This is a genomic window from Streptomyces sp. YIM 98790 (assembly GCF_011421595.1).
Classification (GTDB): Bacteria; Actinomycetota; Actinomycetes; order Streptomycetales; family Streptomycetaceae; genus Streptomyces.
This window is the reverse complement of sequence record NZ_WTLH01000194.1, coordinates 1-10,525: the sequence shown is the minus strand read 5'-3', so window position 1 is coordinate 10,525 and position 10,525 is coordinate 1. Positions and strand designations below refer to the sequence as shown.

The window sequence follows — 10,525 nt, the reverse complement described above, 5'->3', positions numbered from 1 at the left end:
CGCCGGGGCCGGGGCGGTCGCCGGGGCGCCACAGGCCGGGCCGGCGGCCGCTCCCCCGCCCGCGGCCACGGTCCCGCGTCGCGACATCACCGGCATCCGATCCTCCCCGTGGCGAATTCCGAGGCGGCCATTGTCACCCCCTCCGCTGTCTCCTCGGCTCTCCTCCCGCTCTCACCCGGCTCCGCCGGGACCCGCAGGCAAGGGCGGGGCGCGGCCGCGGGGCGCCGTCTCCGGCCCGGGCAGCCGCACCGGCCCGTGCCTCAGCCCTCCAGCGCACGCTCGATCTGCCGGAGCTCCAGCCGGTTCTCGGCGGCCGAGAAGCCGATGCTCTGCCGCAGGATCGCCTGCTCGACCGCGGCCAGTTCCCGGCCGGGATCCATGCCCAGCCGGTCCCGGAGCCGGTCCCGGGTGCGCCGCAGCACCCCGAGGGCGTCCCCCTGCCGCCCCGACCGGTACAGCGCCAGCGCGAGCGTGCAGGACAAGGACTCCCGCAGCGGGTAGAGACCCACCAGTTCGCGCAGTTCCGCGCTGACCGCGTGATGCCTGCCGCGCAGCACGTCCAGCCGGGCGCACTGCTCATGGGCACGCTGGCGCTCCTCCTCCATCCGCTCCGCCGCGGCGGCGAGCGCCGCCCCGCCGCCGATGCCCAGCAGCGCGGGCCCGCGCCACCGGCCCAGTGCGGTGCGCAGCAGGTCGGCCGCCTGATCCGGGCGGCCCCCGGCCAGTTCGGCCCGCGCGGCGTGCACGTCCTGCCGGAAACGGAGGATGTCCGTGCTGAACGCCGCCTCCGGCAGCAGATATCCGGCGGGCCGGCGGACGATGGTGCCGGCGGGCAGGCCGGCCTCGGCCAGACGGGCGCGCAGCCGCCACACCACGGTCTGGAGCTGGGCCTCGGCGGTGGCCGGCGGGCGGTCCCCCCACACGCAGTCGACCAGACGGGGCACGCCGACCGGCTTGCCCCCGGCCAGGGCCAGGGCGGCGAGGAACCGCGCCGCCCGCTGCGCGGTGACGGGAACCGGCCGCTCCCCGACCGTGACCTCCAACGGCCCCAGTACCGAGACCTGCAACATGCTCACCCCTCGTGGATCGTTCTTCCGGCCCGGCAGGTGCCCGGACCGGCCCCGGTCAGTGGTCTCCCACGGACCGCACGGGCGGGGCAACGGCTTCCCGCCGATCCGGGAGACCGGGATGAGAGTGGCCTTGTGAGCTGCGCTTTCCCACTGGGCTGGGATGGGCAGAGATGGTGGCGTCACCGCTTTCTGCCCGGCGCAGGACCGGCCGGGCGCCGCTCGGGCAAGGAGCACGCACATGATCGCCAACAGCCGTATGGACGCCTTCCGCAGCCGGATCGGCGGCTTCGCCTTCGGCGGGGACTACAACCCCGAACAGTGGGACCGGTCCGTGTGGGACGAGGACGTGGCCCTGATGAAACGCGCCGGCGTCAACCTGGTGACCCTCGGTGTGTTCGCCTGGGCGTCCCTGGAACCGGAGCCGGGCCGCTTCACCTTCGGATGGCTGGACGAGGTGATGGACCTGCTGCACGCGGGCGGCATCAGCGTCGATCTGGCCACCCCGACCGCGGCCCCGCCGGTCTGGCTCACCCACGGCCACCCGGAGGTGCACCCGGTCATGGAGGACGGCGAGACGTTCGGCTTCGGCAACCGCCTGCACTTCGACCCCACCTCGCCCCGCTACCGGGAGCACGCCGCCCGGATCACCCGGGCGCTGGCCGAGCGGTACGCCCACCACCCGGCGCTGGCCATGTGGCACATCGGCAACGAGTACGGGCCCACGCCCTACACCCCGCAGAGCGCCGTCGCCTTCCGCGCCTGGCTGCGGCGCAGGTACGGCACGCTCGACGCGCTCAACGACGCCTGGTACACCCGCTTCTGGTCACAGGTGTACACGGACTGGGAGCAGGTCAATCCGCCGGAGATACCGCGTTCCTGGTCCAATCCGACGCGGCGGCTGGACTACAAGCGCTTCGTCTCCGACGCGCTGCTGGAATGCTTCGTGGCCGAGCGGGACATCGTCCGCTCCTGCCGGGACGACATCCCGGTACTCACCAACTACATGCGCTTCTACCGGCACGCCGACTACTGGCGCTGGGCACCGGAGCAGGACGCGGTCGCGCTGGACATCTACCCCGACCCGGGACAGCCGGACTCCCGGGTGGCGGCCGCGCTCAACTTCGACCTCATGCGCTCGCTGCGCGGCGAGCCCTGGATCCTGATGGAGCAGGCGGCGAGCGCCGTCTCGCAGTGGAAGGTCAACAACGTCAAGCGGCCCGGGCTGATGCGGCTGGGGTCCTACCAGGCGATCGCCCATGGCTCGGACAGCGTGCTGTACTTCCAGTGGCGGGCCGGCCGGGGCGGGCACGAGCGCTTCCACTCCGCGATGCTCCCGCATTCCGGCACCCGGTCCCGCACCTGGCGGGAGATCGAGGAACTGGGCGGCGAGCTGCCGCGCATCGCGGAGGCGGTGGGCAGTTCCTCGACGGCGGAGATCGCGGTGCTGTTCGACTGGGACGCGTGGTGGGGGCTGACCGAGACGCACGGCCTGCCGCGCAACGACTTCGACTACCCGGGCGTCGTCACCGACCACTACCGGCCGCTGCTCCAGGCGCACCACGCGGTGGACATGGTCGGCTACGGCTCCTGCCTGGACGGCTACCGGATCGTGGTGGTGCCCAACGCCTACCTGGTGGACGACCGTTTCACCGAGGAGCTCACCCGCTTCGTGCGCGGCGGCGGAACGCTGGTCTGCTCCTTCTTCTCCGGCGTGGTGGACGCCGCCAACCAGGTGCGCCGGCCCGCCTATCCGGGGGCGTTCCGGGAGCTGATCGGCGCCCACGTGGACGAGTACTGGCCCGCCCGGGAGGGCGAGAGCTTCGGGATCGGCTTCGCGGACGGCGGCACCGGGCGCGCCGACTGGTGGCAGGACAGCATCCACCCGGAGACCGCCGAGGTGGCGGCCTGGTACACCACGGGCCTGCTCGGCGGCCGGCCGGCGATACTCCGCAACTCCTTCGGCGCGGGCCGGGTGCACTACCTGGGCACCCGCCCGGATGCCGGGACGCTGGCCCGGGTGCTGCTCGGCGCGGTGGCCGGGGCGGGTGTGCGGCCGCTGCTGGAGGGCGCGCCGGCCGAGGTGGAGGCGACCGTCCGCAGCGGCGCGGACGCCCGCTACCTCTTCCTGCTCAACCACTCCGAGACCGGCCCGGCCGGGGTGCCGCTGCCCGCGGCCGGAGTCGACCTGGTCTCCGGGGCCGGGGCCGACGGCACCCTCACCCTCCCGCCGCTGGGCGTGGCCGTGCTGCGCATCCCGCTCCCCGGTTCCGGGGCGGCCCCGGCAGGCAGTGCGGCGACGTGACGGCCCCGCCGCACCGCGGGGCGGCGGCGCGGCGGGGCGGGGCTCAGTCCGCGGCAGGCCGCCAGGCGTGCGTGGCCTGGAGCACCGCCTCGCTCAGCGCCTCGGTCCGCAACCGGGTGACCTGCTGGTATTCGGGGTCGGCGACCATACGGGAGAACGCCTCCCGGCTCGGGTAGCGCACCAGCAGCACCGCGTCCCAGGCCTGGCCGTCCTCGGCGACCAGTGCGGTGGAGCCGCTCCCCGCGTACAGCACCTCGCCGCCGTAGCGGGGCAGGAAGGTCTTGCCCAGCGCCCGGGCGTAGCGGCGGTAGGAGTCCCGGCCGCCCTCCGCGAAGCGCAGCAGATTGAGCATCACCACCGGTCCGCCGGGGTCCTCGGCCAGATACTGCTTGATGTCCGTTCCGCGCGGGTCCACCGCCATGACGAGCCTCCCATGCCGACCAAGCGCTTGCTTATCTCCGGTGGCATCCCACCCGCTCCGCCCCCCTGCCGTCAACCCCCGCCCCGGTTCCGGCCGTCCGGGGCATACGATCCTGGGCGGGATGCCGGGATGCCGCCGGCGGCGTTCCGGGACACCCTGCGGCCGGCGGCGGCGGAAGAGGGAACAGCCATGACGACACCGGGCCAGGCCGGTCCGCCGGCCCGCCTCTACGGCGATCTCGCCCCGTGGTGGCCGCTGATCTCCCCGGCGGAGGTCTACCGGGACGACGCCGAGACCGTGGCCCGGCTGTTCGGTCTGGCCGAGCGGCCGGTCCGGGAGGTGCTGGAGCTGGGCAGCGGCGGCGGCCACACCGCCTGCCACCTGCGCGACCGGTACCGGCTGACGCTGGTGGACCTCTCCGAGGAGATGCTGGCGGTGTCGCGGGAGCTCAACCCCGGGGTGGAGCACCTGCGCGGCGACATGCGGGACCTCAGGCTGGGCCGGGAGTTCGACGCGGTGTTCGTGCACGATGCCATCGACTACATGACCACCCCGGACGACCTGGCCGCCGCCTTCCGCACCGCGTACGCGCACTGCCGTCCCGGCGGGGCCGCCGTCTTCTTCCCGGACCACGTGGCAGAGACCTACCGCCCGGCCACCGACTGCGGCGGCAGCGACGCGCCGGACGGCAGCGGCGCCCGCTACCTGGAGTGGAGCCTGCCCGCGGAGCCCGGCGCCACCACGGTGCGCACCGAGTACACCTTCACCCTCCGGTCGGCCGACGGACAGGTCAGGACCGCGCACGAGACCCATGTGTTCGGGCTGTTCCCGGTGGCCGAGTGGCACCGGCTGCTGGCCGGGGCGGGCTTCCGGGTCTCCACGGCCACGGAGACCGTGGTGGGCGAGGACCGCCCGCCGCGGACCCTGTTCACCGGGGTGCGCCCCGCGGGCGGAACGGGCGCCCGCGTCACCGCCCTCCCGGCGGGGTGACGGCCGCCGCCGGGGGCGCGGTCACTCGAAGCGGGAGAGGTCCCCGGCCCCGCGGCGCAGGATCTCCGGCTCGGCGGTGGAGAAGTCGACCACCGTGGTCGGCACGGTGCCGCAGTCCCCGGAGTCCAGCACCGCGTCCACCACGTGGTCCAGGCGTTCCTTGATCTCCCAGCCCTGGGTCAGCGGCTCCTCCTGGCCGGGCAGCAGCAGGGTGCTGGAGATCAGCGGCTCGCCGAGTTCCTCCAGCAGCGCCTGCGCGACGACATGGTCCGGGATGCGCACCCCGACGGTGCGGCGCTTGGGGTGCAGCAGCCGGCGCGGGGCCTCCCTGGTGGCGGGCAGGATGAAGGTGTAGCTGCCGGGGGTGGCCGCCCGCACGGTGCGGAAGACCGCGTTGTCGAGCTGCGCGAACTGTCCGAGCTGCGCCAGGTCGCGGCAGACCAGGGTGAAGTGGTGCCGGTCGTCGAGCTGGCGGATGGCGCGGATCCGGTCCAGGCCCGCGCTGTTGCCCAGCCGGCAGCCCAGCGCGAAGCAGGAGTCCGTCGGATAGACGATCAGTCCGCCGTCCCGGACGGTCTGCACCGCCTGGCCGATCACGCGGCGCTGCGGGTTCTCCGGATGCACATCGAAGTACTTCGCCATGGGCCGAGCTTACGGCCGCGCGGCCCGGCCGGCGGACCGCCGGGCCCGGTCCTGCCCGGTCCTGCCTGTTCCTGCCGCGGGCGCCGGGCACGAGCCGATGCCGCCCGGGGCGTGCCGGTCCCGCGGCGGCACCCGGGACAGCCCGGTGACCCTGGTGACAAGGGCCGGTCCGGTCGGTAGCGTGCCGGTATGTCCGCTCACCACTTCGCCACGTACGAGGAGTTCTGGCCGTACTACGTGGCCATGCACTCCAGGCCCGCCACCCGATGGGTGCACCTGGCCGGCACCCTGACCGGGCTGGCGGTCTCGGTCTACGGAGCGGTGCGGCGGCGGCCCGGGATGCTGCTCGGGCTGCCGCTGATCGGCTACGGCACCGCCTGGCCGGCGCACTTCCTGATCGAGGGCAACAACCCTGCGACCTTCGGCCACCCCGCCTGGTCACTGCGCGGGGACGCCCAGATGATCCGGATGATGCTGGCCGGCCGGGACGCCGAGCTCTCCGAGATCGCCGCCAAGTGGCTGGCCGAGCACCCCGAGGACGCCCCGCGCCGCTGACCCCGGCCGCCCCCCACGGAGAGCCCCGCCCGTGCCCGACACCCGCCCCGGCCGTGCCGCGGCGCTGCCCGGACCGCTGCAGTTCCAGCTCGTGCTGCTGCGGCGGATGGCCGACCACCAGCCCGGACTGGTCGAGGACGCACTGCGCGTGCTCGGCGCCGGTCGGGCCGAACTGCGCGACGCCCACCGCCGCTGGCAGGCGATGGCCCGCTCACCCCGGCTGCGCGGAGCGCTCACCCGCTACCGGGTGCTGCTCGGCCCGCCCGCCGAGACCGGCCGCCGCAGGGTCGGAGACCTGGACTGCCGGGTGCTGCGCTGGCCGGTGCCGCTCTGGCCCGATCTGCGGTTCGAGGTACTGACCGGGCCCGGCGGCCAGGTGTGGAACGAATGGCTGGTGCGCGCCGAGGGCTCCCGGGGGCCGGATCTGCGCACCCTGGACGACCTGCGGCCGTGGAGCTGCACGGTGGACGACGTGGCCCGGGCCTTCCCTCCGGCCGAGCCCCGGGAGGGGTCGGCGCCCACCCGGTTCCGGCTCGTCTTCACCGCGCCCGACGCACACGGCGAACCGGGCCGCCATGTCGCCGAATTCACCTGGGGCCTGCTGCAGCGCCTGGACCCGTGAACGCCGCGCGGTCCGGCCGCCGCGCGCCGGCCCGCGCCGGTCCCGGGCCCGGCGCCTGCGGAGCATGCGGGAGGCGGGGCTGCGAGGCACCGGGCGGGCCCTAGCGGGACGGGCCGCTCGGGTCCTCGTCCGACCGGGTCCCGCCGTCCGGCTCCGCACCGTCCGGCTTGCGGCCGTCGCGGTCCCGGCCGTCGCCGCGCCTCCTTCGCACCCCGGACTCGTAGCCGGCCAGGGCGATCAGGGTCATGGCCACCAGGGGCAGCACGAACCACGCCATCACGGCGGTGAAGCCGTCCAGCGCGTCGTGCTCGGTCGCGGCCAGCACCACAAAGGCGGTGTAGGCGGCGTACAGGCAGNACCACAAAGGCGGTGTAGGCGGCGTACAGGCAGAGGAAGAGGCCGCCCTCCCAGCGGGCGACGGCGAAGCCGGTGAAGGCGATCGGCAGCAGTGCCACCGCCGCGGCCAGCATCAGCGGCATGTCCAGCGCGGCCGCCGCGTCGGGCACCGGCAGGCCGTCCCAGGACATCACCGCGGGCAGGCCCAGGACCAGGCCGATGTTGGCGATGTTGCTGCCGACCACGTTGCCCACCGCCAGATCGCGCTCGCCGCGCCGCACGGCGATGACCGAGACCGCCAGCTCGGGCAGGGAGGTGCCGACGGCGACCACGGTCAGGCCGACCACCAGGCTGCTGACCCCCATCGCGGAGGCCACGTTGACCGCGCCCTCCACCAGCAGGGAGGCGCCGGCCACCAGCAGCCCCACCCCGGCCGCCACGAAGAACACGGACTGAAGCACCGACGCGGGTGGTTCCCCGGCGGCCGGCTCCGCCGCCGCTGCGGGGCCGCCCGCCCCGCCCGCCGCCTCCCGCCGGCCGGCCACCACGGTGAAGGCCAGGTATCCGGCCATCGCGGCCAGCAGCACGGCCCCGTCCACCGCGCCGACCCGGCCGTCCAGCGACATCACCAGCAGGGCCGCGGACAGCACCACCATCAGCGGCAGGTCCAGCCGCACCAGCCGCCGCTGCACCAGCAGCGGCACCACCACGGCGGAGACCCCCAGAATGAGCAGCACGTTGGCGATGTTGCTGCCGACCACATTGCCCACCGCCAGGCCGGGCTCGTCGCGCAGCACGGCACCGAGGGTGACGGCCAGTTCGGGTGAGGAGGTGGCCACCGAGACCACGGTGAGCCCGACCACGAGCGAGGGGATGCCGATCCGGCGGGCCAGCGCGGAGGCTCCCCGGACCAGCAGTTCGCCACCGACGATGAGCAGTACCAGTCCGGCGACGATGCGCCCGGCGTCCAGAAGATCCACGCGCCGGAGTGTAGGCCCGCAGGTGTCCCGGCGTGCCGGTTTCCGGGATTCGTTCACCCTTGCGAGCCTATGATCTGCTCATGAGAAGTGATCTTTTTTCCCAGCCCGAATACCAGGCGCAGACGCCGACCGCGGCCGGCATGACGCTCCAGCACTCGCACGCGGTCAAGTACGCGGTCAACGGCGAGTGCTACGCCCGCCAGGGCTCCATGGTGGCCTACCGCGGCAATCTCCAGTTCGAGGTGAAGCACCAGGGGCTGGGCAACATGTTCAAACGCGCGGTCACCGGCGAGGGCCTGGCCCTGATGGCGGTGCGCGGGGTGGGCGAGGTGTGGTTCGCGCACGAGGCCCAGAGCTGCTTCGTCATCGACCTGGAGCCGCACGACGCGCTGACCGTCAACGGCCGCAACGTGCTGTGCTTCGACCCGACCCTGAACTACGAGATCAAGATGGTCAAGGGTGCCGGGATGGCCGGCGGCGGTCTGTTCAACTGCCAGTTCGCGGGCCAGGGGCGGATCGGGCTGATCTGCGACGGCAACCCCATCATCATCCCGGTCACCCAGCAGGCGCCGGTGTACGTGGACACCGACGCGGTGGTGGGCTGGAGCAGCCAGCTCCACAGCTCGCTGCACCGCAGCCAGAGCATGCGCTCCATGGTGACCGGCGGCTCCGGCGAGGTCATGCAGCTCATGCTGCAGGGCGAGGGCTTTGTGGTGGTGCAGCCCAGCGAGGCCGCGCCGCCCGGCGGCAAGAAGTGAGGGGAGCGGCACACCCGCGGCGGACGGTCACCGGGCGTCCCGGCGCCGGCCACCGCCGGTGAGACGGGGCCGGCGGCACCGGCCGAGCGCCGGGCGCGGCGCCCCGGCGGCACCTGCGGCACCTGCGGCACCTGCGGCACCTGCGGCACTCTGATCCTCCCAGGTCACACCCGGTACGGGAGTGCTTCCACCGGGCGGGCGAACGCCTCCGGAAAACGCTTCCACCAGGACTACCGGTCCCCCGGTGCGGGAAGGNCTGCGGCACCTGCGGCACCTGCGGCACTCTGATCCTCCCAGGTCACACCCGGTACGGGAGTGCTTCCACCGGGCGGGCGAACGCCTCCGGAAAACGCTTCCACCAGGACTACCGGTCCCCCGGTGCGGGAAGGCACGGCCCGGCAGCGGTTCGCGGCGGGAGGGGGAAGCCGTGGGGGGCGGCGGGCGGCGCAGACGGAAACGGAGCAGGACCGCACGGTGGTTACGCGCGGCCGCGGCGGCCGTGGCCGCCACCGCGGCGGTCGCGCTGGCCGCCCTGGGCTGCTCGGGGGTGCAGGGCGACCGGGACCTCACGCTCACCCTGCTGGCGGCCGACTACGGGGAGCGCACCGCGATCCCGATCTCCGCGCTCTGGGAGGACCTCACCATGCGGTTCGCCGCCGAGCACCCCGGCGTCCGGANGGACCTCACCATGCGGTTCGCCGCCGAGCACCCCGGCGTCCGGATCGAGGTGGAGCTGGTGCCCTGGGAGGAGCTGGACGCGGTGCTGGCCGCGCGGGTGGCGGCCGGGAGAATCCCCGACATCGCCCAGGCCGCCTCGTTCGAGTCCTATGCGGCGGACGGGCTGCTGTACCCGGTCCAGGAGATCCTGCCGCTGCCGGTGCAGTTCGACTTCATCCTCTCCCTCGCCCATGCCGGTGAGCTCGACTACCAGCAGTACGGGATGCCGTTCGTCAGCAGCACTCCGCGGCTGTTCTACAACACCGCGCTGTTCCGCCGGGCCGGCGTCGGCGGTCCGCCGGAGAGCTGGGAGGAGCTGCGGGAGGCGGCCGAGGCGCTGGCCGCGAGCGGGGTGGAGGTACCGTACGCGCTCCAGTTCGGCGCCGATTCGGTGCACGAGGAGGCCATGGTCTGGATGCTGGCCGGCGGGGGCGGCTACACCAACATCACCGACAACTACGTGCTGGACCAGGCCGCCAACACCGAGGCGCTCACCTGGCTGCGGGACAGCATCGTGGCGCCCGGGCTGGCCGGGCCGGACTGGCGGCTGAACCGCGGCGAGGCGTACCGGGCGTTCCTCGGCGGCCGGGCGGGCATGGTGCTGGCCCATCCGGCCGTGCTCGCCGCCATGGAGGAGTCCGGGGTGCCGTACGCGCACGCCGACTTCCCGGGCCGGGAGGGGGAGACCGCGGTGCCGACCGGCCACGCCGACTGGCTGCTGGCCTTCCGGGAGGGCGGCAACGGCGAGGCCGTCGGCGACTTCCTGGCGTTCCTGTACCGCGCCGACAATGTCGGGCTGCTGAGCGCCAGGCACGGCGCCGTCCCGCCCACCGAGTCCGGCAGCCAGGCGGTGCTGGGCAGCGAGGACGACCGGCATCTGTGGGAGTTCGTCCGGCAGATGCCGGTGGCCGAGCTCCAGCCGGTGAACAAGGGAAGCTGGCTGCTCCTGCGGGAGGAGCTGCAGCGGATGCTGCCCGGTGCGGTGGCGCCGGACGGCGACCCGGCCGCCGTACTGTCCGCCCTGCAGTCCACGGCGGCCGCTCTGGAGCAGGACACCGGCTGATCCCGGTCAGGCCGGGTCCGCCGCGCCGCCCACCGCCGCCGCCCGCCCCGCCGGTGCCCGCCGGCCGCC

At 74.2% G+C, this 10,525-nt stretch carries 9 protein-coding genes and 1 pseudogene; 6 read left to right on the top strand and 4 right to left on the bottom strand.

The genetic code is table 11. The features are described 5' to 3' along the window. Positions 1-260: 260 nt before the first annotated feature. Positions 261-1,070, bottom strand: coding sequence for an AfsR/SARP family transcriptional regulator (locus GQS09_RS23715; protein WP_243761721.1), 810 nt, complete (start codon positions 1,068-1,070; stop codon positions 261-263). Positions 1,071-1,308: 238 nt separating this feature from the next. Between GQS09_RS23715 and GQS09_RS23710 the strand changes: the two genes are divergently transcribed. Continuing rightward, positions 1,309-3,372 (top strand): beta-galactosidase, encoded by a 2,064-nt coding sequence (locus tag GQS09_RS23710; RefSeq protein WP_165989525.1) that lies wholly within the window; start codon positions 1,309-1,311, stop codon positions 3,370-3,372. Between the two features lie 43 nt (positions 3,373-3,415). Here the strand turns inward: GQS09_RS23710 and GQS09_RS23705 are convergent, their stop codons facing one another. Continuing rightward, complete coding sequence (locus GQS09_RS23705) at positions 3,416-3,793, bottom strand: DUF1330 domain-containing protein (RefSeq protein WP_165989523.1); 378 nt, start codon at positions 3,791-3,793, stop codon at positions 3,416-3,418. A 189-nt stretch (positions 3,794-3,982) separates the two neighbouring features. Between GQS09_RS23705 and GQS09_RS23700 the strand changes: the two genes are divergently transcribed. After that, a complete protein-coding gene (locus tag GQS09_RS23700) occupies positions 3,983-4,783 on the top strand; it encodes a class I SAM-dependent methyltransferase (protein ID WP_165989521.1) in 801 nt (266 codons plus the stop codon). 21 nt (positions 4,784-4,804) lie between these two features. On the opposite strand, the gene GQS09_RS23695 is transcribed toward GQS09_RS23700, so the two are convergent. After that, entirely contained in the window at positions 4,805-5,425 is a 621-nt protein-coding gene (locus tag GQS09_RS23695; RefSeq protein WP_165989519.1) for an L-threonylcarbamoyladenylate synthase, read from the bottom strand. A 189-nt stretch (positions 5,426-5,614) separates the two neighbouring features. On the opposite strand from GQS09_RS23695, the gene GQS09_RS23690 reads away from it, so the two are divergent. Beyond that, entirely contained in the window at positions 5,615-5,980 is a 366-nt protein-coding gene (locus GQS09_RS23690; RefSeq protein WP_165989516.1) for a DUF962 domain-containing protein, read from the top strand. Positions 5,981-6,011: 31 nt separating this feature from the next. After that, entirely contained in the window at positions 6,012-6,602 is a 591-nt protein-coding gene (locus GQS09_RS29880; RefSeq protein WP_165989514.1) for a hypothetical protein, read from the top strand. A gap of 416 nt (positions 6,603-7,018) precedes the next feature. Here GQS09_RS29880 and GQS09_RS29875 read toward each other — a convergent pair. Beyond that, positions 7,019-7,918: pseudogene (locus GQS09_RS29875) on the bottom strand (calcium/sodium antiporter); the annotation flags it as partial. Between the two features lie 80 nt (positions 7,919-7,998). Between GQS09_RS29875 and GQS09_RS23675 the strand changes: the two are divergent. Together GQS09_RS23675 and GQS09_RS23670 are read left to right on the top strand one after the other, a co-directional pair. After that, positions 7,999-8,676, top strand: a complete 678-nt coding sequence (locus GQS09_RS23675) for an AIM24 family protein (RefSeq protein WP_165989512.1) — start codon at positions 7,999-8,001, stop codon at positions 8,674-8,676. A 499-nt stretch (positions 8,677-9,175) separates the two neighbouring features. Continuing rightward, positions 9,176-10,456, top strand: a complete 1,281-nt coding sequence (locus tag GQS09_RS23670; protein WP_165989510.1) for an extracellular solute-binding protein — start codon at positions 9,176-9,178, stop codon at positions 10,454-10,456. Positions 10,457-10,525: the final 69 nt, after the last annotated feature.

Coding starts and splice junctions, on each gene's coding strand:
- GQS09_RS23715 (WP_243761721.1), bottom strand. CDS start 1,070: ATGTTGCAGGTCTCGGTACTGGGGCCGTTGGAGGTCACGGTCGGGGAG.
- GQS09_RS23710 (WP_165989525.1), top strand. CDS start 1,309: ATGATCGCCAACAGCCGTATGGACGCCTTCCGCAGCCGGATCGGCGGC.
- GQS09_RS23705 (WP_165989523.1), bottom strand. CDS start 3,793: ATGGCGGTGGACCCGCGCGGAACGGACATCAAGCAGTATCTGGCCGAG.
- GQS09_RS23700 (WP_165989521.1), top strand. CDS start 3,983: ATGACGACACCGGGCCAGGCCGGTCCGCCGGCCCGCCTCTACGGCGAT.
- GQS09_RS23695 (WP_165989519.1), bottom strand. CDS start 5,425: ATGGCGAAGTACTTCGATGTGCATCCGGAGAACCCGCAGCGCCGCGTG.
- GQS09_RS23690 (WP_165989516.1), top strand. CDS start 5,615: ATGTCCGCTCACCACTTCGCCACGTACGAGGAGTTCTGGCCGTACTAC.
- GQS09_RS23675 (WP_165989512.1), top strand. CDS start 7,999: ATGAGAAGTGATCTTTTTTCCCAGCCCGAATACCAGGCGCAGACGCCG.